Annotated in this window: 21 protein-coding genes; 9 read left to right on the top strand and 12 right to left on the bottom strand. The window is 72.1% G+C overall.

Annotated features, from left to right (window positions below):
- Positions 1-110: 110 nt before the first annotated feature.
- The 3 genes from I4J89_RS22590 to I4J89_RS22580 all read right to left on the bottom strand — a co-directional run bounded on the left by I4J89_RS22590 (position 111) and on the right by I4J89_RS22580 (position 4099).
- Positions 111-2039 (bottom strand): ABC transporter permease, encoded by a 1929-nt coding sequence (locus tag I4J89_RS22590; RefSeq protein ID WP_230859389.1) that lies wholly within the window; start codon positions 2037-2039, stop codon positions 111-113.
- A gap of 1 nt (position 2040) precedes the next feature.
- Complete coding sequence (locus I4J89_RS22585) at positions 2041-2781, bottom strand: ABC transporter ATP-binding protein (RefSeq protein ID WP_196416013.1); 741 nt, start codon at positions 2779-2781, stop codon at positions 2041-2043.
- A gap of 70 nt (positions 2782-2851) precedes the next feature.
- The gene (locus I4J89_RS22580) at positions 2852-4099 is read right to left on the bottom strand and encodes a glycosyltransferase (RefSeq protein WP_196416012.1); all 1248 of its coding nucleotides are present in this window, start codon (positions 4097-4099) and stop codon (positions 2852-2854) included.
- Between the two features lie 18 nt (positions 4100-4117).
- Here I4J89_RS22580 and I4J89_RS22575 point away from each other — a divergent pair, with 18 nt between their 5' ends.
- Positions 4118-4591 (top strand): MarR family winged helix-turn-helix transcriptional regulator, encoded by a 474-nt coding sequence (locus tag I4J89_RS22575; RefSeq protein WP_196416011.1) that lies wholly within the window; start codon positions 4118-4120, stop codon positions 4589-4591.
- On the opposite strand, the gene I4J89_RS22570 is transcribed toward I4J89_RS22575, so the two are convergent.
- Both I4J89_RS22570 and I4J89_RS22565 read right to left on the bottom strand, forming a co-directional pair.
- A complete protein-coding gene (locus tag I4J89_RS22570; protein ID WP_196416010.1) occupies positions 4578-4955 on the bottom strand; it encodes a YccF domain-containing protein in 378 nt (125 codons plus the stop codon). The genes I4J89_RS22575 and I4J89_RS22570 overlap by 14 nt on opposite strands.
- 34 nt (positions 4956-4989) lie before the next feature.
- Positions 4990-5355, bottom strand: a complete 366-nt coding sequence (locus I4J89_RS22565) for a hypothetical protein (RefSeq protein WP_196416009.1) — start codon at positions 5353-5355, stop codon at positions 4990-4992.
- 149 nt (positions 5356-5504) lie between these two features.
- Between I4J89_RS22565 and I4J89_RS22560 the strand changes: the two genes are divergently transcribed.
- Positions 5505-7184, top strand: a complete 1680-nt coding sequence (locus I4J89_RS22560; RefSeq protein ID WP_309238423.1) for a SulP family inorganic anion transporter — start codon at positions 5505-5507, stop codon at positions 7182-7184.
- 12 nt (positions 7185-7196) lie between these two features.
- Entirely contained in the window at positions 7197-8114 is a 918-nt protein-coding gene (locus I4J89_RS22555; protein WP_196416008.1) for a DUF6910 family protein, read from the top strand.
- On the opposite strand, the gene I4J89_RS22550 is transcribed toward I4J89_RS22555, so the two are convergent.
- From I4J89_RS22550 to I4J89_RS22535, 4 genes are all read right to left on the bottom strand, one after another.
- Positions 8098-8799 carry a carbonic anhydrase gene (locus tag I4J89_RS22550; protein ID WP_196416007.1) on the bottom strand — a complete coding sequence of 234 codons (702 nt, stop codon included), beginning with the start codon at positions 8797-8799 and terminating at the stop codon, positions 8098-8100. The genes I4J89_RS22555 and I4J89_RS22550 overlap by 17 nt on opposite strands.
- A gap of 159 nt (positions 8800-8958) precedes the next feature.
- Positions 8959-10044: a carboxylate-amine ligase gene (locus I4J89_RS22545; RefSeq protein WP_196416006.1), complete on the bottom strand. Its 1086-nt coding sequence runs from the start codon at positions 10042-10044 to the stop codon at positions 8959-8961.
- Positions 10041-10988, bottom strand: a complete 948-nt coding sequence (locus tag I4J89_RS22540; protein WP_196416005.1) for a methyltransferase — start codon at positions 10986-10988, stop codon at positions 10041-10043. Before I4J89_RS22540 ends, I4J89_RS22545 begins: the two co-directional genes overlap by 4 nt.
- Positions 10985-11980, bottom strand: coding sequence for an iron-containing redox enzyme family protein (locus I4J89_RS22535; RefSeq protein WP_196416004.1), 996 nt, complete (start codon positions 11978-11980; stop codon positions 10985-10987). The genes I4J89_RS22540 and I4J89_RS22535 overlap by 4 nt, the downstream gene beginning before the upstream one ends.
- Before the next feature lie 74 nt (positions 11981-12054).
- Between I4J89_RS22535 and I4J89_RS22530 the strand changes: the two genes are divergently transcribed.
- Both I4J89_RS22530 and I4J89_RS22525 read left to right on the top strand, forming a co-directional pair.
- Positions 12055-12279 carry a CDGSH iron-sulfur domain-containing protein gene (locus I4J89_RS22530; RefSeq protein WP_196416003.1) on the top strand — a complete coding sequence of 75 codons (225 nt, stop codon included), beginning with the start codon at positions 12055-12057 and terminating at the stop codon, positions 12277-12279.
- 30 nt (positions 12280-12309) lie between these two features.
- Positions 12310-13548 carry a sensor domain-containing phosphodiesterase gene (locus I4J89_RS22525; RefSeq protein WP_196416002.1) on the top strand — a complete coding sequence of 413 codons (1239 nt, stop codon included), beginning with the start codon at positions 12310-12312 and terminating at the stop codon, positions 13546-13548.
- Between the two features lie 107 nt (positions 13549-13655).
- On the opposite strand, the gene I4J89_RS22520 is transcribed toward I4J89_RS22525, so the two are convergent.
- Positions 13656-15191 carry a sensor histidine kinase gene (locus I4J89_RS22520; protein ID WP_309238422.1) on the bottom strand — a complete coding sequence of 512 codons (1536 nt, stop codon included), beginning with the start codon at positions 15189-15191 and terminating at the stop codon, positions 13656-13658.
- A 100-nt stretch (positions 15192-15291) separates the two neighbouring features.
- Between I4J89_RS22520 and I4J89_RS22515 the strand changes: the two genes are divergently transcribed.
- Together I4J89_RS22515 and I4J89_RS22510 are read left to right on the top strand one after the other, a co-directional pair.
- Positions 15292-15654, top strand: coding sequence for a MerR family transcriptional regulator (locus I4J89_RS22515; RefSeq protein ID WP_196416001.1), 363 nt, complete (start codon positions 15292-15294; stop codon positions 15652-15654).
- Between the two features lie 35 nt (positions 15655-15689).
- Complete coding sequence (locus I4J89_RS22510; RefSeq protein ID WP_196416000.1) at positions 15690-16670, top strand: zinc-binding dehydrogenase; 981 nt, start codon at positions 15690-15692, stop codon at positions 16668-16670.
- Positions 16671-16674: 4 nt separating this feature from the next.
- On the opposite strand, the gene sodN is transcribed toward I4J89_RS22510, so the two are convergent.
- Positions 16675-17079 (bottom strand): superoxide dismutase, Ni, encoded by a 405-nt coding sequence (gene sodN, locus I4J89_RS22505; protein ID WP_196415999.1) that lies wholly within the window; start codon positions 17077-17079, stop codon positions 16675-16677.
- A complete protein-coding gene (locus I4J89_RS22500) occupies positions 17076-17576 on the bottom strand; it encodes a flavin reductase family protein (protein ID WP_309238421.1) in 501 nt (166 codons plus the stop codon). Before I4J89_RS22500 ends, sodN begins: the two co-directional genes overlap by 4 nt.
- Before the next feature lie 105 nt (positions 17577-17681).
- Between I4J89_RS22500 and I4J89_RS22495 the strand changes: the two genes are divergently transcribed.
- Entirely contained in the window at positions 17682-19103 is a 1422-nt protein-coding gene (locus I4J89_RS22495; RefSeq protein ID WP_196415998.1) for a WGR domain-containing protein, read from the top strand.
- A 169-nt stretch (positions 19104-19272) separates the two neighbouring features.
- Positions 19273-21072: a carbohydrate-binding module family 20 domain-containing protein gene (locus tag I4J89_RS22490; RefSeq protein WP_309238420.1), complete on the top strand. Its 1800-nt coding sequence runs from the start codon at positions 19273-19275 to the stop codon at positions 21070-21072.
- Positions 21073-21181 lie beyond the last annotated feature (109 nt).

The following is a 21181-nucleotide window of genomic DNA, read 5'->3' as shown; positions in this document are numbered from 1 at the left end:
GTGGACCTGCGGCCGCCTCAGCCAGTTGGCATCCGGCGACCCAGCGTTAACCTAGGCTGTCTCTGGGTGACCTGTCACCCACGCAAGGTGAACTACTGTGAGTAACGTGTCTACTCCCGGGCGCCGAGCAGCAGCACCGGCCGCTCGCGGGTTGCCGACCATGAGGTGATCACGCTTGTCACGCCGGTGGCCAGCAGGATCGTTGCGGTCAACCCGGCGAACAGCGTCCACGGCGGATCGAGCGTCGCGGTACCGGTCACCGCCGCCGTGGTGTTCAGGACGGCGATGAACGCGCCGCCGGCGGCGACCAGTCCGAGCAGGATCCCGGCGACGCTGACGGCCGACGACTCGGCCAGCGCCGCACGGATCACCTGGCCGCGGGACAGGCCGGTCACCCGTGCCTCGGCGAACTCGCGTCGGCGGGCTGCCGCGCCGATCACCACCGAGTTGACCACGCCGACCAGGGCGTACAGGGCGCCTAGTCCGAGCACCAGCACCATGATCTTGTTGCTGGTGGAGCCGCGCGTCTCGGCGTCGGCGGCGAGCCAGCGGTCGACCGTGGAGACCTTTCCGTGTGCGGTCAGGTCGGGGAGGGCGGTGCCGGGCGTTACGCGTACGAACGTGGCACTCGGCGCCGAGGTGAGCTGAGCCGGCGGCACCATGCCGCGCGGAAGCAGCAGGTCCGCACCGCCGCTGACGGCGGCGGGCACGCCCGCGGCGACCGGAAGGTCGCCCAGGTCGAGACCGGGCAGTTCGACGCGCGTGGTGCCGGCGGAGATGTCGCCGCCCGGACCGGTCGCGGCCGTGCGGTGGTCCAGGCCGAGCAGCGCCTCGCTGCCCGGATGCGTTCGCGCGTACGCCGCGAAGTCCACGACCAGCACGGTGATGGTGCTGGTCTCCCGGTCTTCACCTGCGCCGGTGGTGATCTGGGCGGGCAGCTCGATCTCGGTCGACGCCGAGGCCACCCCGGGCACCGCGGCGATCCGCTCGCCGATCGGCCCGGACGATTCGACGACCAGGTCGGCCGCGGTGGTCCGGCGCAACTGCTCGATGCCGGACGTGGTGAACGAGGCCGACGCCCCGGCCTGCCCCAGGACCAGGGCGACCAGGACGGTCACCGGCGCGGCCACCGAGGCGCTGCGCCGCCGCCCGTCACGCAGGTTGGCCCGGGTCAGCGAGCCGAGCGGGCCGCCCGTGCCGGTCGGGATGAGGCGGGCCACGGCCGGGATGAGCAGCGGGCCGAAGGCGGCGGCCGCCACCGCGGCGCAGAGCGGCACGTTCATCGCCATCGCCTGACCGCCGGCCGGGCCGCCGTGCGGGGCCACGATGGCCAGGGCCAGGGCGCCGCCGAGGAACAGCAGCCCGAGGATCCACCGGCCGGCGGTCATCACCCGGGTCGCCTCGCCGGAGTCGCGCAGGGCGTCGAGCGGGCGTACCCGGGCGGCCCGGTGGGCGGCGGCCATCGCACCGGCGACGGCCAGCACCAGGCCGGTGCCGATGGACGCGCCGAGGATCCACATGCGCCACTGGCCGTGGAAGCCGTCCGGTACGAATCCCATGCGCCGCATCAGCCAGGCCTGCACGGCCATCACGCCGAGCCCGGCCGGGATGCCCAGACCGGCGCCGAGCGTGCCGAGCAGCACCGCCTCACCGAGCAGCAGCCGGCGCAGCTGGCCCCGGCTGCCGCCGACCAGGCGCAGCAGCGCCAGGTCCCGGCGGCGCTGGTCCACGGTGAAGGCGAAGGTCGAGCTGATGATGAAGATCGCCAGAAAGGCGGCGCCGCCCATCACCACGCCGAGCATGGAGACGGCGGCCGTGCGGCCGTCGTCGAAGCGCAGCCGTTCGGTGGGGGACAGGCCGCCGGGCGTGTCCATGGTGGCCGCCGTGATCAGCAGGAGCAGCGAGGACTGCACCAGCGCGACACCGAGGCACACCGACAGGGTCGCGCCGACGAACAGGCTCCAGCGTTCGGCAATGCCTTCCCGCGGCGGAAAACCGAAGGAAACCCGTTCGGCCCCGGCCCGGGCCAGTCGCAACATCTCAGCGCTCCCAGGCCGCGAGCCGCTCGGCGACCGCGTGCGTGTCCGCGCCGGCCAGCCGGTCGACGATCCGCCCGTCGCGGAGGAAGACCACCGCGTCGGCGCGGGCCGCCGCGCCCGGATCGTGGGTCACCATGACGATGCTCTGCCCGGCGTCCGCCATGGCCCGCAGCAGGTCCAGCACGGTACGCGCGGACGTGGAGTCCAGGGCACCGGTGGGTTCGTCGGCGAAGAGCACGTCCGGCCGGGTCACCATGGCCCGGGCGATGGCGACCCGCTGCTGCTGGCCGCCGGACAACTCCCGGGGCCGGTGCCGGACCCGGTCGGCGAGCCCCACCGAGGCGAGGACCGACCGCACCTCGGAGCGGCGGGGCGCGCGGCCGGCGAGTCGCAGGGGCAGCGCCACGTTCTGCTCGGCGGTCAGCGAGCCGATCAGGTTGAAGCTCTGGAAGACGAAGCCGATCCGGGTCCGCCGCAGCTCGGTGAGCTGCTGGTCGCCGGCGTCGGTGATGTCGGTGCCGGCCACCACCACCCGGCCCGCGTCGGCCCGCTCCAGCCCGGCCGCCAGGTGCAGCAGCGTGGACTTGCCCGAGCCGGACGGTCCCATCACCGCGGTCCACCCGCCGCGCGGCAGATCCAGGTCGACGTCGTCGACCGCGCGGATCGCCGCGGAGCCGCGGCCGTAGGTGCGGGTGACCCCGCGCAGCGAGACCGCGGCGGTGGTTTGCACTGTCGTCGTCATGGTTCGACGCTATTGACGAAACCGCTGGTAATCGCTGACGCCTGCACCCCGGTTCGAGGGGGAGAAAACTCTACCGTCCGGGGCCCTGCTGACTGAGGATCGCGTCGGCGGCGTTGCCGGGACCGTCGATCTCGGCGTACAGCTTGCGGATCACCTCGGCGGCCTGCCGGTAGCGGTCGTCGCCGAGCAGTTCCCCGGCGCTTGCCGTCAGGCGCGCGCCGCCGGCGTCACCTGGCCGGACCCAGCGGCCGGCGCCGCGCCGCTCCACCAGGGTGACGTTGAGCCTCTGCTCGGGTTGGAGCGGGAGGCCGAGCAGCGGTACGCCGGCGGCCATCGCGGTCTGCACGCTGCCCTGCCCACCGGCGGTGACGGCCAGGTCGACGCGGGGCATCACCAGGTGGCTCGGCAGGACTCCGGCGACCAGCACCCGGTCGTCGGCGAGGTCACCGAGGTCGTGGACGGTGCCGGCGACCAGGATGCGGGCGCCGAGCGGGCGCAGGGCGCTCACCGTCGCGCGGACCAGGGCGGGGGAGCTGGAGGTGATGGCCACGTAGACGACCGGGCCGGGCCGGTCGAGGAACCGCTCCACCTCGTCGGGCAGCGGGATCGGCAGGTGGGCGAAGAGCGGGCCGGTGACCCGCAGCCGGGTCTCCGGGCGGTAACCGCGGCCCGGCCGCCAGGCCTCGATCCGCTCGGCGGGCAGGCCGAGCACCTCGGGCGCCTCGGTGACCAGGGTGAGGTCGCCGAGGAGCAGGGCGGCGGTGCTGGGCAGTCCGGCGACGCCCAGCTCGGCGGCGACCCGGTTGAAGCCGCCGCAGTAGAACCTCACCCGGTTCAGCAGCGCGGCGGTGAACCGTACGGCCGGCGGCAGCGGGCGGCTCTCGAAGACCGGCGGCACCCAGCTGGCCGAGTGCTCGGTGACCAGGCGGACCCCGGCGAGCCGGCTGGACAGCGTGGCGGTCAGGGAGAAACCGGTGACCACGGTGTCGATGCCGTGGCGGGTGAAGTACTCGGCCTCGGCCGTCGCGTACGCCCGCAGCTCCTGGTCGCTGTAGCCGCTCTGCCGGACCGGGCCGCTGCTCGGCTGCTCGCGCAGGAAGCGTGCGCAGCGCTCGTCGTCCATCCGCGGCCCGACCAGGTCGTAGTCGATGCCGGCGGCGCGCAGCGCGGTCTCGTAGGTGCCGCCGTAGGTGGCCACCCGAGGGGTGATGCCCCGCTGCTGGAGTGCCCGGTAGATCTCGATCATCCGGGACGTCTGTGACAGGTAGGCGCAGTGCGGCAGCAGGCAGATCGATGTAGGTAATATATTGCTGACCATGCGTGTAATATATTGCAGATGTCGGATCAGGAAAAGACCCTCTTCGATCTGGGGGAGAGTTCGCGGCTCACACCCCCGGTGCGCGCCTTCCGGGCCAGCCTGCTGCTGGGACAGCGGCTGCGCTACCTGATGGACGACCGCCTGCGCGCCGACGGGCTCACCACCCAGCAGGCGGCCCTGCTCACCGTGGTGCGGGCGCTGGACCGCCCGGCGCTGACCGAGGCCGCCGCCGCGCTCGGGACCACCCATCAGAACGCGGCCCAGCTCGTCGCCGCGCTGCAACGCAAAGGCATGCTGCGTACCGAGCCGGATCCGGCCGACAAACGCCGCCGCCTCCTCGTGGCGACCGCGGACGGCGCTCGCTACTGGAGCGAGCGGGACGCGGGCGACGAGGAGGCGGTGGCGGACTGGTTCGCGGCGCTGACCCCGGACGAGGTGGCGCAGTTCGCCGCGCTGGCCGAGCGGATCCTGGCCGGACTCAGGGCAGCGTGACGATCTCCCGGCCGAGCGGCCAGAGCGCGGCCGGGACCAGCTTGAAGTTGGCGATGCCGAACGGGATGCCGATGATCGTCACGCACTGGGCGATCCCGGCGAGGATGTGGGCGACCGCGATCCACCAGCCGGCCAGCACCAGCCACAGGATGTTGGCGATGCCGGACGCGACGTGGACGCCGGGACGGCTCTCGATCGTCCGGCCGAACGGCCACATCGCGTAGACGGCCAGCCGCAGCGAGGCGACGCCGAACGGGATCGTCACGATGAGCAGGAAACAGATGAGCGCGGCGATCCCGTACGCGATCCCGAGCGCGAAGCCGAAGAAGATGAACCACAGGATGTTGAGAATGAGGCGTAACACCACCTCAGAGTGACGCACCCGCGCCACTGCGAGATCACCCCGCCTGACTCGCCCCCTCCGGAGCGGCCACCGGCGCCGCCGAGTTCAGGTCGGCCGGTGCGGGCGAACCGGCCTCCGGGTCGGTGCTGCGCCAGGCGGCCACGCCCCGCTGCACGACCAGCACCGTCGCGGCTCCGACCGCCCCGGCCACCAGGATGGTGCCGAGCAGGATGGAGCGGGTACGCCGGCGCGACGGCGGCGGCCCGTACCGCAGAACCGTCCACGCGCCACCGGTCCGGCGGGCCCCCTCGGTGCCGACGATCACAGCTTTACGGCCCGAGTACCGCCCGGCTGCCAGCACAGCGTCGCGCGCCTTGATCGCGGCGATCCTCGGATCGATTTCGTATTTCGCTCGGGACATCGCTATCCACCACCCCTGAGATCGGTTCCGGCCAGCCTGGCCCATCCCGGGACGGACGGCCTCACCCGCGCGGGGTGACTTCGCCGGGGGCCGCCGGATCATCTCGCCGGGGTGATGCCGGTCCAGGTGGGCGTGCCGACACTGGCCGGGTGGTGACCACCGGACGTAGGGGACGATGGCTGCATCGGGTGCTGCCGGAGCGCGGAACCATCCGGAAGGACCTGGTCGCCGGCCTGCCGGGGGCGATCAGCGGCGTACCGGACGGGATGGCCGCGAGCGTGCTGGCCGGAGTGAACCCGGTGCACGGCCTCTACGCGAGCATGGCCGGCCCGATCGGTGGCGGGCTCACCTCGAGCACCCGGCTCATGGTGATCACGACCACGAGCGCGGCGGCCCTCGCGGCCGGCTCCGCGGTGGCCGGGGTGCCCGAGGAGGACCGGCCCGGTGCGATGTTCCTGCTGACCGTGATCGCCGGACTTCTGATGGTCCTGGCCGGGGTCGCCAAGCTGGGCAGGTACACCAGGTTCGTACCGCACTCGGTCATGATCGGATTTCTGTCCGGGGTGGCCGCCAACATCGTCTTCGGGCAGCTCCCGGATCTGGTCGGTGCCGACGTCAGCGGACCGTTCGCGCTGGCCAAGGCGTGGGATCTGATCACCCATCCGACCTTGGCCGATCCGGCCGCGACGCTGGCCGGACTCACCGCGCTGGTCCTGCTGGTGGCGTTGCAGCGGACCCGGGTGGCGGCCTACTCCGCGCTGATCGCCCTGATCGTGCCCAGCCTCGCTGTCGCCCTGCTGCACGCCGGCTCGGTACCCCGGGTACGCGACAACGGCGCCATCCCGAGCGGCCTGCCCACCCCCGTGCTGCCGCGCCTCGAGGACTTCTCGTTCAGCCTGCTGGCCGGCGCCTTCGCGGTCGCCGCGGTCGTTCTGGTGCAGGGCGCCGGAGTCAGCGAGGCCGCACCCAATCCGGACCGCACCCGGTCGAACCCGAACCAGGACTTCGTGGCCCAGGGCATCGGCAACCTGCTCGCCGGGCTGTTCCGCGGCCAGCCGGTCGGTGGCTCGGTCGGCCGTACCGCGCTGAACGTCTCGGCCGGTGCCGCCGGACGATGGGCCGCCGTCTTCTCCGGCATCTGGATGGCCCTGATCCTGCTGCTCTTCGCCGGCACGGTCGGTGCCGTGGTGATGTCGACGCTGGCCGCGGTGCTGATCTTCGCGGCGATCGGGTCGCTGCGTCCCGGTGCGATGCTGGCCATCCTGCGTACCGGGCGGATCTCGCAGATCGCGATGATCTCGACGTTCGTCGCGACGCTGTTCCTGCCGGTGGCCGCGGCCGTCGGGCTGGGCCTGGTCCTCTCCCTGCTCCTGCAGCTCAACCAGGAGGCGATCGACCTGCGGGTGGTCGAGCTGGTGCCGCGCGACGGCGGCGGCTTCGTGGAACGCCCGGCCGGGCGGCGGCTGGACTCGCAGCGGGTCACGCTGCTGGACGTGTACGGCAGCCTGTTCTACGCCGGCGCCCGGACCCTGCAATCCCGGCTGCCCGATCCGACGGGGGCGCGACGGCCGGTCGTGGTGCTCCGGCTGCGCGGCCGGGTGATGCTCGGCGCGACCGCGTTCACCGTGTTCGCCGACTATGCCGAGCGGCTGGCCGACGCCGGTGGGCGGCTCTACCTCAGCGGGGTCGACCCGGCCATGGTGCAGCAGATCCGGCGCAACCGGACGGTCGAGCGGGTGGACGGGGTACGGATCTTCGAGGCGAGCGACGTGGTCGGCGAATCGAGCCTCAAGGCGTACCAGGCCGCCCGCCGGTGGCTGAACTCCTGAGAGGGTGGACCTGTGCGGGTAGAAGTGGACGACATCGCGGCCCTGACCTTCGACGACGGCTCGCCGGTGCGCGCGGCCTCGGCGGTGGCGCCGTTCGGCGACGGGTGGCTGGTCGCGCAGGACGACGCCACCCATGCGGCCTGGCTGCGGCCCGGCACGACGGTCGCGGTACGCGTCGTCGAGTCGATCGACGGTCTCGAGGTGTTCAGCGAGGCGGCCGGCACGAAGCACCTGAAGCCGGACTTCGAGGCGGCCTGTGCGCTCCCGTCCGGGGTGGTGCTGCTCGGCTCCGGTTCGTCGGCGGCGCGGATGCGGGCGTCCCTGGTGACCCTCGCCGCCGACTTCACGGTGGCGGACCTGACTCCGGCGTACCGGAAAGTGGCTCTTGCTCTGGGCCTGAGCCCCGGCCAGCTCAACCTGGAAGGCGCCTGCGTGATCGGCGACCGGCTGCGCTGGTTTCAGCGCGCCAACCTGGCCGCCGGGGCACCGACCGCGAGCGTCGATGTTGATCTAGCGGCACTGCTCGCCGCGATCAGCGGCGCCGGCAGCGCCGACCAGATCAACATCGACGGGGTACGCCGGTACGACCTCGGCGACATCGACGGAGTGGCCCTGGCCGTCACCGACGCGGTCGCCCTCCCCGACGGACGGCTGCTGGTCAGCGCCGCCGCCGAGGACACCCCGAACGCGGTCGACGACGGCCCGGTCGTCGGTGCGGCGATCGCCCTCCTCGACGACTCGCAGGTGGTCGCGGTCGCCGAGCTGCCCGCCGCGGACAAGGTCGAAGGCCTCGCCGTCCGCTCGGCCACGGCCGAGGAGATCCACCTGCTGGCCGTCGTCGACGCGGACGATCCGGTCATCCCGTCCCGCCGCCTGGATCTGCGTATCTCAGAGCTCGCACCCGCACAGCCGGTTACGCGTACCGATTGATGGTCGTCACCAGGCCGGTGTCGAGGTCGTAGCGGGCGCCGACCACCGCGGTCTTGCCGTGCTCGACCGCCTCGCGGATGATCGCGCTCTGCGCGAGCAGGGCTTCGGCCTGGGCGCGGATGTTGGCGCGGACGCCGAGTTCGACGCCGTCGGGCGCGTCGGCGTACGGGGTGAGGATCGGGCGCAGCGCTTCCACCAGGGCGGCGATGTGGCCGGGCGCGGACGTGCCGGTGCGGATCGCGTTCAGCGTGGCGGAGACGGCGCCGCAGCGTTCGTGGCCGAGGACCAGCAGGAGCGGGGGCGCGAACTCCTCCACCGCGTACTCGATGCTGCCGAGCAGCAGGTCGTCGACGAGGTTGCCGGCCACCCGGTTGTCGAACAGGTCACCGATGCCCTGGTCGAAGAGCAGCTCCGGGGCGACGCGCGAGTCGGCGCAGCCCAGGATGACGGCGAACGGGTCCTGTCCGGCGGCGATCTCGCGGATCCGGTCCGGGCCCTGCCGGGGATGGTGTGCACGGCCGGCGACGAACCGGCGGTTGCCGTCGAGCAGAGCGTGCAGCGCTGCCCGGGGCGTCTCGGGCCGGGTGCCCGAGGCGGCGGCCGGGACGGCGGTGAGAGCGATCGAACCGGCTACGGCTCCGCCCGCGGTGAACAGGGCGCGGCGGGGGAGCGAGGACTGCAGCATTGGATCTCCAACCATCGAAGGATGGCGAAATCCTGCTACCGCCCGGGGCGCGGCCCAAGGTATCTATCGCGATGGAGACAGTGAAACGTTCTATCGAATGCTGGCGCGGTGGCCCGCGGCATGCTGGAAAGCGCTTTCCCGCGAAGTGCGTGATCTTCGTTACCCGGCGGCCATCTCCGCGAGCGCTGCGGGAAGGGATCCGGTGCGTGCGTACATCTGCCGCTGGCGGCGTGCGCCGGTGCCCTCGGCGCGCAGCCGGGCCAGCCCGGCGTGGACCACCGCCAGGTCGCCGTGCCGGTCGAGGGCCGGTGTGACCGCCTCCACAAGGTCGTCGACGAGGTCCCACGCCGGTCGCGGTTCGAGCCGGCGCAGGTCCAGCAGGGTGCCGTCGAGGCCCTGGTGTGCCGCGTTCCAGTGGGCCGCCCGCAGCAGGCCGTCGGGTACCTCCGGGGCGGGGACGCCGGCCGCGATGCCGGCCGTGGCGGTGGCGACCAGCGCCCGGACCAGCCCGGCCAGCAGGACGGTGTCGTTCGCGGTCAGGCACACGTCGGTGACTCGTACCTCCACCGTCGGATAGCGGGACGACGGGCGGGCGTACCAGAGCACCAGTCTCTCGTCGAGCATCGCCCCCGAGCCGACCAGCAGCGCCACCGTCCGGTCGAAGTCGGCGGCGGACGCGAACGCCGGCGTCGGGCCGAGGGTCGGCCACCGGTCCAGCTGCATCGAACGCCAGCTCGCGTGGCCGGTGTCCACACCGCCGTGGAACGGCGAGTTGACGCTGAGCGCCTGCACCACCGGCAGCCACGGGCGCAGATGGTTGCCGACCCGGACGGCCAGCTCCCGGTCGGCGACGCCGACGTGGATGTGGCACCCGCAGACGGCCGGATCGCGCACGATCGGGCCGTAGTGCTCGGCGATGGCCTGGTAGCGCGGATTGTCGGTGACCGTCAACCGCGGCTCGGCGACCGGCGTGGCACCCACCGCGACCAGGCAGCAGCCGGCCGCCGAGGCGGCCTCGGCGGCCGCTCGCCGATGCCGCCGCAGATGTTCGCCGACCTCGGACAGCGTGGTGCAGACCGGGGTGACCATCTCCACCATGCTGTGCCGGAATTCCTGCCGGCTCTGCCCGCGCAGGTGGGCCGGGAGCCCCGCCAGCACGGCCGCCGCGGCCGGTACGTTCACTCCGGTCTCCGGGTCGAGCAGCAGGAACTCCTCCTCGACCCCGACGGTCAGCGCCGTGGTCACCGGGCCGGGCGGGTGGCGGTCAGGACCACCACCGCGATCCGCTCGGCGTGGGCGTACGCCGGGCCGTCCAGTTCCTCGTCGTAGACGTCCGGGTCCACCTCCCGGTACGACCAGGTGAGGCCGGTACCGGCCAGGCGCTCGGCGGCCGCTTCGCGCAGCGGGTCCCGGCCCTCGACGATGCCGGTGCCGCTGAACAGCACCAGCGACCCGCCCGGGGCGAGCCGGTCCACGGCCTCCCCGATGATCGCCAGGGAGAGCTCGTAGCCGTGCGATCCGCCGTGCCGGTACGCGCGCCCGGCCGGATCGATCATGAACGGTGGATTGGAGATGATCAGGTCGAAGCTGCCGTCGACGCCGGAGAGCAGATCGCTGTGACACGGCCGTACCCCCGGCACCCCGGCGAGCACCGTGTTGACCTGGGCGAACCGGAGCGCCTCCGGATTGATGTCGACAGCGAACACGTCGGCGTCCGGCGCCCGCTTCGCGACCGTGATCGCCCCGGCGCCGGTGCCGCAGCCGATGTCCACCGCCCGCCGCACCGGCCGGTCGCGGGCTTCGACGTGGGCCGCCGCGGCGTCCGCCATCCGGTACGTGTCCGGCCCGAAGAAGACCGAGTCCTCGGCGTCGGTCGGGAACGCGGAGTGGACGAACAGCTCACCGTCGTACGTGGAGAAACGGACCCGGCTGCGCCACTCGTCACCGGAGCGGATCAGCACACCCGCCTCGTCCATCAGCGTCACGACCCGGTCCGGCAGCACGCCGGGACCGAACGGTCGGCTCCAGCCGAGCACATCGCGCAGGTCGCGCGCCCGGGCGTTGCCGGGGCGCCGGTTGACCCGTTCGTGGGTGGCCGGGGTGACCGTGGTGAACCGGTATCCGCCTGCCTTCAGCTCCCGGCCGAGCTCGATCAGAACTGCTTCCGTGGTGGTCTGTTCCAGGGTCATGCGGCCAGCCTCTCCACGGTCACCGGTCCGGTATGCAACGACGATCGGCCCGCGGCCCAGGAGTCCAGCACTCCCCGCGCCCACCGGGCGTCCAGGGCGAGCGCGCACCGCGCGCCGAACAGTACGTCACCGGCGAGCTCCGGTTCGGCCCGGGCGAATCCGCCGGCGAGGTCGTGTGCGGCGATCTGCTCGTGCACCGCGTCGGCCTCGACGTGCTCGTCGTAGAAGGCGGTCGCGTCGGTGTCACCGCCGAGCCGGCGCAGCCCGTTGCCGTACGCGCGGTTGGGCTGGGTCGAGGTCATCTCGTAGGCGGCGAGGTGACCGATGATGGCGCCCCGGCGACTGCGGTGCAGGCCGAACAGCGACATCAGGTTGTTGGTGGCGAGCGTGGCCGCACCCACCGAGTCGACGTACGCCCCGTAGGTCAGGTCCAGGTCGAACCAGTGCATGGTCTGCTTGAACAGCTCCTGGTGCATGCGGCCGGTGACGCCGCCGCCGTACTCGTCGAGCTGGATCTCGATGAGTGCCGCCTTGGCGTCCCCGGCCAGCCGTGGGATCGCCCAGGTGTGCGGATCAGCCTCCCGAAGGTGATACACCGACCGATGCATGACGAACTCACAGAACTGCTCATATGTCGCTCGTGCACGAAGATATCCGGACAGTGATGGCCCGTCGTCGGCGTCGGCGATCTCCCGCAGGATCGTCGGCACCGTCTCCGGTGCGACCGGCGCGGGCGGGCCCACCAGCTCGTGCAGGGTGGCCTCGAACTCCCGCTCCGCCGCGGCGCGCAGACTCAGCACCGACGGATCCCACTCCCAGGCGTCGTCCACCCCGTCCCACCCGCGGTAGGCGAGCTCGTAACAGACGAAGAGCGTGAGGTGCAGATCCTCCTCGTCGGCGGCAGCCGGACGTGACGGCAGCATGCCGCCCTTCCCGCTGAGTACGTCGATCAGCGCGGCCGACATCGGCCCCCGAGCAGCAGGAAGTTTCATGGCGCACTGGCTTCCCCGCGCACCGGTCCGCAAACGATCTGTTTTCCAGCCGTGATCGAGGGAACAGAACGATCGTGACCGCTTCCATCGTTCCGTACGAGGACGGCCCGCTGATCGTGCGGGGCGACTTCGAGCTGCACACCCCCGACGGCGAATCGATCGATCCGGGCCGCGGCACGATCGCCCTGTGCCGGTGCGGGCGGTCGGCCATCAAGCCGTTCTGTGACGGCACCCACAAGGCGGTCCGATTCCAGGCCCCGAGCGGCCGCCAGACACCCAGCCCGCGCCGTAACGATTGACTCCGGGAGCCGGCTGCCGATAGGTCTCCTGTGCAGCACATCCACGATCTGCTCGACCTACGCGCCGTCACCCCGGTCTTCCAGCCGCTGATCGACCTGGCCACCGGCCGCGTGGTCGGTTACGAAGCGCTCAGCCGCGGCCCGGCCGGCTCACCGTGGGAGTCGCCGGCCGCGCTGTTCGCCGCTGCCCGGGCGGCCGGGCGGGAGGCGGAACTGGACTGGATCTGCCGGGCGGTGGCCTACCGGGCGGCCCTTGCGGCGGGTTTCGGCCCGGAACTCACCCTCTTCGTCAACATGGAGCCCACCGCGTGGCGGGCCGGCTGCCCGGCAGACCTGGTGCCGATCTTCGATGCGGCCCGTGACCGGCTGCGAGTGGTCACCGAGATGACCGAGCGGGCCATCGCCGCGGACCCCGCCGCACTGTTGTCGGCCGCGGAGAGCTGCCGGGAGGCCGGCTGGGGCGTCGCGCTCGACGACGTCGGAGCCGACCCGATGTCGCTGGCGCTGATGCCCTTCGTGCACCCCGACGTGGTGAAGCTGGACATGGGACTGCTGCACGCGCCGGACGATCCGGCCACCGCGCGGGTGGTGGCGGCGGTGTCCGCGTACGCCGAGACCAGCGGCGCCGTCGTGCTCGCCGAAGGGATCGAGACCGCGCGGCACCTGGCGGTCGCCCGCACGATGGGCGCCACGGTCGGCCAGGGCTGGCATTTCGGCCGGCCCGCGCCGCTGCCGGAGACCACCCCGGCCGCCGCGCGCCTGCCGTTGCTGCCCGCCCCGGCCCGTGGCGACCGGACGCCGTTCGAGATCGTGAGTGCCGTGCGGCCTGTCACGCGTACCACGAAAGCCCAGCTCATGCCGCTCAGCCGGCACCTGGAAGCACTGGCCGGCAGCGGCCCGGAGCCGCCCGTGCTCCTCGCCTGCTTCCAGGAGGCGCGGCACTTCACCGCGCACACCGCGGCGCGCTTCCAGCGCGTCGCCGCACACAGCCCGCTGGTCGCCGCCCTCGGCATCGGCCTGCCCGCCGAGCCGGCGCCCGGCGTGCGCGGCGCCAGCCTCGGCGACGACCGCCTGCGCGGCGAATGGAACGTCATCGTCGTCGGCCCACACCGGGCCGCCGCGCTGGTGGCCCGGGACCTCGGCGACAACGGCCCGGAGGCCGACCGCCGCTTCGACTTCGCCCTCACCCACGACCGCGGCCTGGCCGCCGAGGCGGCCCGCTCGCTGCTGCATCAGCTTGCGCCGGTCAACGTCCCGGCCTTGCTTTAGGGGTACGCGTCGCCGGCCGCCCCGCCGGATCCGGACCGTCCCGCCCGGCCACACGAGCCGGGTGCCCATCCGGGCCCCAGCGCGGCCGCCGGGCCCGGGCGGGCGGTTCAGGCCGCGGGCGCGGACTCCGCGAGGGACGCCGGCGGCTCGGCCGGCGTCAGGGCCGGCAGGGTGAAGGTCAGGCCGGCGCCGCCGGTGTACGTGCGGTCCAGCTCGATGGTGCCGCCGTGGTACTCGACGACCCGCTTGCAGATGGCCAACCCGATGCCGGTGCCGCTGTACTCCTCGCGGGAGTGCAGGCGCTGGAAGATGACGAAGATCTTGTCGGCGAACTGAGGGTCGATGCCGATGCCGTTGTCCCGGACCGTGAACGTCCAGATCCCGCCGGTATCGGTGGCGGTGATCTCCACCTGCGGCGGGCGGTCCGGGTGATGGAACTTCAGGGCGTTGCTGAGCAGGTTCTGCCACAGCATGGTCAGCAGCGTCGCGTCGCCGGGCACGGTCGGCAGCGGTGGCCGCACGATGCGCGCGCCGGTCTCGTCGACGCGTGCCGCGAGGATCTGCTCCACCTGGTCCAGCACGTCGTTCAGGTCGACCGGGCGGTTGCCGTCGTAGACCCGCCCGATCCGGGAGAACGCGAGCAGGTCGTTGATCAGTCGCTGCATCCGGGTCGCGCCGTCCACCGCGAAGCCGATGTACTGCTGGGCGCGTTCGTCCAGCGCGTCCGCGTAGCGGCGTTGCAGCATCTGGCAGAACGACGCCACCTTGCGCAGCGGCTCCTGGAGGTCGTGCGAGGCGACGTAGGCGAACTGCTCCAGGTCCGCGTTGGAGCGGCGCAACTCCTCGTGCGCCTGCCGGCTTTCGACCAGCGCGTCGACGAGCCGGCCGCGCATCGCCTCCACGTCCCGCCCGAGGTCGACCAGGTCAGCGGGCCCGCGCGGGGAGAACCGGTGCTCGAAGTCGCCGGCGGCGACTCGGCGGACCGCGTCGCCGAGCTGACCCAACGGACGCAGGACGACCACCCGCAGCAGCACGGCGATCGACGCGATCGCGGCGAGCAGCAGCACGGCCAGGCCGACGAAGACGGTGTTGCGGACCCGGCGGGAGCGGTCGAGCGCCGCACGCCCCGCCTCTCGCTCGGCGATCAGTCGCTCGTCCAGGGCGGCGACCTGGCGGCGGACCGTCTCGAACGCGGTGTCGGCGCTCGCCTCCGGCGTCGTCCCGGTCCGCCGGCGGTTCTCGACCAGCGGGTCGGCGCCATCGGCGCGCCACCGTGCGGCAAGCGTCTCCACCTCGGTGAGCTCGGCCAGCAGCGCCGGCTCGCCGGCGAGCAGCTCGCGCAGCCGGCCGGCCGCCGCCCGTTCCGCCGCCACGCCCCGCGGATAGGGCTCGAGCAGCGCGTCCTGACCGCTGAGCAGATATCCACGGACGCCGGTGGCCTGGTCCAGCAGGGCCACGTCGAGCTGCACCACGGTGGTGCGTGCCGGGGAGATGTGGTCGCTGAGCCGGTTCGACACCGCCGTGGTGTGTGCCAGCGCTCGCGCGCCGAGCGCCGTACCACCGACGATCAGCACCGCCATCCCCACCAGCACGAAGGCGAACCAGCGCTGCGTCGTCCACCGCCCGGCCGGGTTCAAGGTCACCTCCGCACGGTACTGGAGATCACGCCGATCCACGTGGCTGCCGCGGTGACCGCATGGACGACAGGCGATCCGCGTGGAACGCTTCGGCCGGAGGTGGGTGATGAGGATCGGCGAGCTGTCCCGGCTGACCGGGGCGAGCGTGCGGGCGTTGCGGCACTACGAGCAGGAGGGCCTGATCCGGTCGACCCGCGGCGGCAACAACTACCGGGAGTACGGCGAGGACGCCGTCGACGCCGTCCGGCAGATCCGCGGCATGATCGAGAACGGTCTGCCCACCCGGCTCATCCGGGAGATCCTGCCCTACCTGGACGGGCCGTCCGAGGTGCTGCCGCGGGAGCCGTGCGCGTACCTGATCGATGAGGTGGCCCGGCAGCGTGCGCAGCTCGACGGCCGCATCGTCTGCCTGACCCGCAACCGTGACGCGCTCGAGGCCTATCTGCGGGCCGCCCGGGATCGCGCTTGACCCTGACGTAAGCGTCAGCGTTCTAGCGTCCCGGCATGGCGATGATGCGCGCGCTTCAGCAGACCACCCTCGACGGTCCCGGCGACCTGCGACTGATCGACACCCCGGTCCCGGTGCCCGGCCCGGGCGAGCTGCTCGTCCGGGTCACCGCGGCCGGGATCAACTTCGCGGACGTCATGCAGACCCGTGGCACGTACGCCGGTGGGCCGTCCGCCCCGTACCTGGCGGGTTTCGAGGCCGCCGGCCGGGTGGTGGCGCTCGGTCCCGGAGTCACCGGCCCGCGGATCGGCACCGCCGTCGTCGGCACCGGCCACGGCGCGTTCGCGGAGTACATGACGATGCCCGCGGCCGAGGCGATCTCCGTGCCGGCGGGCTGGGCGGATGAGCAGGCCCTCGGTCTGGTCCTCAACTGGGCCACCGCCCTGGCCGCGCTGAAGCCGTTGGGCCGGGTGGCGCCCGGCGAGAACGTGCTGATCCATGCCGCGGCGGGCGGGGTCGGTCAGGCCGCGGTCAGGATGGCGAAGCACTACGGCGCGACGGTGATCGCCGTGACGTCGGCGGGCAAGCACGCGACGGTGCGCGGCCTCGGCGCCGACCACGTGCTGGAGCGCGGCGCCGCCGGCCTGGCCGCGCAGGTGCTGCGGCTGACCGGCGGCGCCGGCGCCGATCTGGTGCTGGAGTCAGCGGGTGGCGGCGCCTTTGCCGCCACCCTCGCCGCGACCCGCCGGGTCACCGGCCGGGTCGTGGTCTACGGATTCGCCGGCGGGGCTGCCGCGATCACCAGCCGGGATCTGGTCTTCGACCATCCGGTCCAGGTGATCGGCCTGCACATCGGCACGCTCGCACGGGAGGCGCCGGAGATGTTCGCCGAACTGCGGGCCGAGTTGGTGTCCTTGCGGGCGGCCAGGGTCCACGTCCCCGGCCGCCCGGCGATGTACGACCTGGCCGACGGTCCGAAGGTGCTGGCCGAGTTGGAGGCCGGATCCACCACCGGCAAGCTGGCCCTGCGCCCCTGACCGATCAGGCCTTCTTGGTCTCCCAGAAGATGTCCGAGATCTCGGCGATCTTCGCGAGCAGCCGGTCGGCGACCTCCGGGTCCGCCGAGCCCTTCGCACCGCCCGCGCCGGCCAGTTTGGTGGCCTCGTTGAACAGGGTGTGCAGCTGCGGGTACTTCTCGAAGTGCGGCGCCTTGAAGTAGTCAGTCCACAGCACCCAGAGGTGGTGCTTGACCAGCTCGGCCCGCTGCTCCTTGATGATCAGAGCGCGGGTACGGAACTCCGGGTCGTCGCTGGCCTGGTACTTCTCGCAGACGGCTTTGACCGATTCGGCCTCGATCCGCGCCTGGGCCGGGTCGTAGACGCCGCACGGCAGGTCGCAGTGTGCGCTCACCACGGTGCGCGGGGTGCGGAAGCGTCGCAGATTCATGTGTCTCGGATTCCTTCGGGATAGGTGATGAATTCGCGGTCCTGGTAGACCAGCCGGCCGTCGCACGGGCCGAGCAGGACCTCGAGCACGACCGCGACGACGACGGTCGACTCGCCGACCGGGACCAGGTGCAGCGGCGTGCCGCGCAGGGACGCCACGGCGCCGGCCAGGATCGGCTCGCCGGTCGGCGACACGTCCCACCCCTGGTCGGGGGTGAAGCGCGGGCGACCGGTCCGGGCGAAGTCGTCCGCCAGCCGGGCGTGCCCGGCACCGAGCAGATTGACCACGAAGCTCGGCGCCTCGAGGATCGCCCGGGCGGACCGGGTATCCAGCACCGAGAACGACAGCGCGGGCGGGGCGACCGACACCGACGCCACGCTCGATGCGGTAAGCCCGACCGGCCCGTCCGGAGCCATCGCGGAGATGATCGCGACGCCGGTCGGGTGGCGGCGGAAGGCGGTCCGGAACCGATCGGTGATCTCGGTGTGGCTCAGCACGCGGCAAACCTAAGACCTCAACCGCACTTGAGGTCAACGAAAAGTGTCGGACCCCGCCGCTACGGTTCCGGGCAATCGACACCCCTCGCCGAAAGGTGGCCCCCGATGCCGTCCGACGTCACATATCTCGAGCTCTCCGAAGACAGCGGGAGCGCGCACAAGTTCTACGAGGTGACCGTCGACGGCACGGAGCTGACCGTCCGCTACGGGCGGATCGGCGACCGGGGCCAGCTGAAGAAGTCCTCCTTCACCACCACCGACAAGGCGAAGTCGGAGGCCGCGAAGAAGATCGGGGAAAAGGTCCGCAAGGGGTACGCGCCGGCCGTCCCGGGTGGACGGCAGAAGCGTGCGGTGTCCCGCCGGGAGATCGTCAGCACCCGCTCGACCGCGACCCGGGCGCCGCTGCTGTGGCGATACGCGTCGGGCAGCCCGGCGTTCGGCATCTTCGTCGACGACGACATGTGCATGGTCGGCAACGAGAGCGGCCGGATCACAACGCTCAGCCACGACGCACAGGTGCTCCAGCAGTTCCAGCTCCCGGACGGCGTCAAGTGCATCGTCGCCGACGACGAGTGGATCTACGCGGGCTGCGACGACGGCAACGTCTACGACCTGACCGGCAAGGTGCCGCGGCTGGCGTACCGGATCGCTCCGGAGATCGACATCTACTGGCTCGACATCCACGACGGGGTGCTGGGCGTCTCCGACGCGAGCGGCGGGATCTCCGCCATCGACCACGAGGACGAGTTCCTGTGGCAGCGGCCCGGCCGGGGCGCGGCGGCCTGGATGGTGCGCTGCGACGACTCCGCCGTGCACCACGGCAACCGGGCCGGGATCACCAGCTACGACTGGCGCACCGGGCGCGAGCTGTGGCACACCAAGACCGGGCCGGTTCTCTTCGGCTGGCAGGAGCGGTCCACGCTCTACGCCGGCACCTCCACCCGGCAGGTGGTCGAGCTGGGCAAGGACGGCTCGCTGCGGCAGACGTACCAGTGCGACGGCCCGGTGTTCTCCTGCGCCACCGCCGAGGACGGGCGGTATGTGTTCGCCGGCGACAGCGCGTCGTCGATCTACTGCTTCGACACGGACGGAACCCGGCTGTGGAAGCTGGGCACCGGCTGCGGCTCCGCCTACTCCATGCAGTACCGCGACGAGCGCCTCTACATCGTCACCACGGACGGCTCGCTGGCCTGCATCGACGCGAGCGAGGCCGCGATCCGGTCGGCGGTGAGCGGCGAGGTCCCCGAGGTGATCGACGTGAAGGCGCCGCCGCGGATGGCCGCGGTCGTCCCGTCCACCACGGTCGAGATCGTCCACGACGTGACCGGCGGGGTGGTGGTCGAGTGCGTCGAGGTGGGCGGCCGGCTGCGGATCCGGGTGGTGTCGTCCGGCTACCACACCGACTGGCAAGTGCAGTTCCCCAAGGGGATCCGGGAACCGGGCAGCCGATATGTGGTGACCGGGCTGCGCGAGGCGAGCCGGGGCGGCTTCTACCGGGCGTACGGGGAGATTCGCCGTCTGGTTTGACGCAATGCATGGACGCTCTTGACGGGCCATCGGGGCATACCTATGTTTGTCGCAAAGATTTTCAGAAAGTTTCATGCATGTTGCTGCAAGAAGGTTCAGGAGTCGTTTCCCCGTTGTCCGACGGCTCCTGAACCCGCCCCGCGGATCCCTTCCCCGTCAGGAGATCGTTGTGGACGAGCCCACCCGTCGCCCTAAACGCCGCAGCCGCCTCACCACCGCGCTGGCCGCGGCCACCCTCGCCGTCGGCCTGGGCGGCTTCGGCGTCGCCTCGGTCGTCACCGGCCCGGACGCCTTCGCCGCGCCGCCGGGCGGCAAGGACGTCACCGCGGTGATGTTCGAGTGGTCCTTCGCCTCGGTGGCCCGCGAGTGCACCACCAAGCTGGGGCCGCTCGGTTACGGATACGTGCAGGTCTCACCGCCGCAGGAGCACATTCAGGGCAGCCAGTGGTGGACGTCGTACCAGCCTGTGTCGTACACGATCGGCGGCCGGCTCGGTAACCGCGCGGCGTTCGCCAACATGGTCAACACCTGCCACGCCGCCGGTGTGAAGGTCATCGCCGACACCGTCATCAACCACATGAGCGCCGGCTCGGGCACCGGCACCGCCGGTACGTCGTACTCGAAGTACAACTACCCGGGCCTCTACTCCGACCAGGACTTCCACTCCTGCCGGTCGGCGATCAACGACTACACGAACCGCTCCAACGTGCAGGACTGCGAGCTGGTCAACCTCTCCGACCTGAACACCGGCAGCGACTACGTCCGCGGCCGGATCGCCGGGTACATGAACGACCTGGCCTCGCTCGGCGTGGACGGCTTCCGGATCGACGCGGCCAAGCACATGTCCGCCGCCGACCTGGCCGGCATCAAGTCCAAGCTGTCCAACACCGGGGCGTTCTGGAAGCACGAGGTCATCTTCGGCGCCGGTGAGGCCGTGCAGCCGACCGAGTACACCGGCAGCGGCGACGTGCAGGAGTTCCGCTTCGCCCGGGACCTCAAGCGGGTCTTCCTCAACGAGAACCTCGCCTACCTGTCGAACTTCGGCGCCGCGTGGGGCTACCTGCCGAGCAACCAGGCCGGTGTGTTCGTGGACAACCACGACACCGAGCGCGTCGGCGACACGCTCAACTACAAGAACGGCTCGGCGTACACGCTGGCGCAGGTGTTCACGCTCGCCTGGCCGTACGGGGCGCCGGACGTCAACTCCGGCTACGAGTTCAGCAACCACGACGCCGGCCCGCCGAACAACGGCGCCGTCAACGCCTGCTACTCCGACGGCTGGAAGTGCCAGCACGCCTGGCGGCAGATCGGCAACATGGTCGGCTTCCGCAACGCCGTCTCCGGCACCGCGGTCACCAACTGGTGGACCAACGGCGCCGACCAGATCGCCTTCGGTCGCGGCAGCAAGGGTTACGTGGCGATCAACCACGAGGGCAGCGCGCTGACCCGTACCTTCCAGACCTCGCTGCCCGCCGGCACCTACTGCGACGTGCAGCACGGCGACCCGACCAGCGGCGGCGGCTGCACCGGCACGACGTACGCGGTCAACTCGGCCGGCCAGTTCACCGCGACGATCCCGGCCGGCGAGGCGGTCGCCCTCTACGTCGGCGCCAGCGGCACCACCCCGACCACCTCGGCGCCCAGCTCGCCGTCGCCCAGCCCGTCCGGCAGCGCCACGTCCGGCGCGTCGTTCGGCGTCAACGCCACGACCAGCCTCGGGCAGAACATCTTCGTCGTCGGCAACCAGGCCGCACTCGGCAACTGGGCGCCGGCCAGTGCGGTGGCGCTCTCCTCGGCCACCTACCCGGTCTGGACCGGCACGGTCTCCCTGCCGGCCGGCACTGCCTTCCAGTACAAGTACCTCCGCAAGAACGCCGACGGCAGCGTCACCTGGGAGTCCGGCGCCAACCGCACCGCGACCGTCCCGGCGAGCGGTCGCGTCACCCTCAGCGACACCTGGCGCAACTGACCATTCGGTACGCGTAAACGGCCGTTGCCGGACAGCCACGCAGTTTCGTGGCTGTCCGGCGCGGCCTTTCCGCTTCTCCGGCCGCGCGACGCGGCCGCCGGGAAGGGGC

The sequence above is a fragment of the Actinoplanes aureus genome, assembly GCF_015704865.1.
Lineage (GTDB): Bacteria > Actinomycetota > Actinomycetes > Mycobacteriales > Micromonosporaceae > Actinoplanes > Actinoplanes aureus.
Note: the sequence above shows the minus strand (reverse complement) of the source record. Positions and strands in the feature narration are given on the sequence as shown.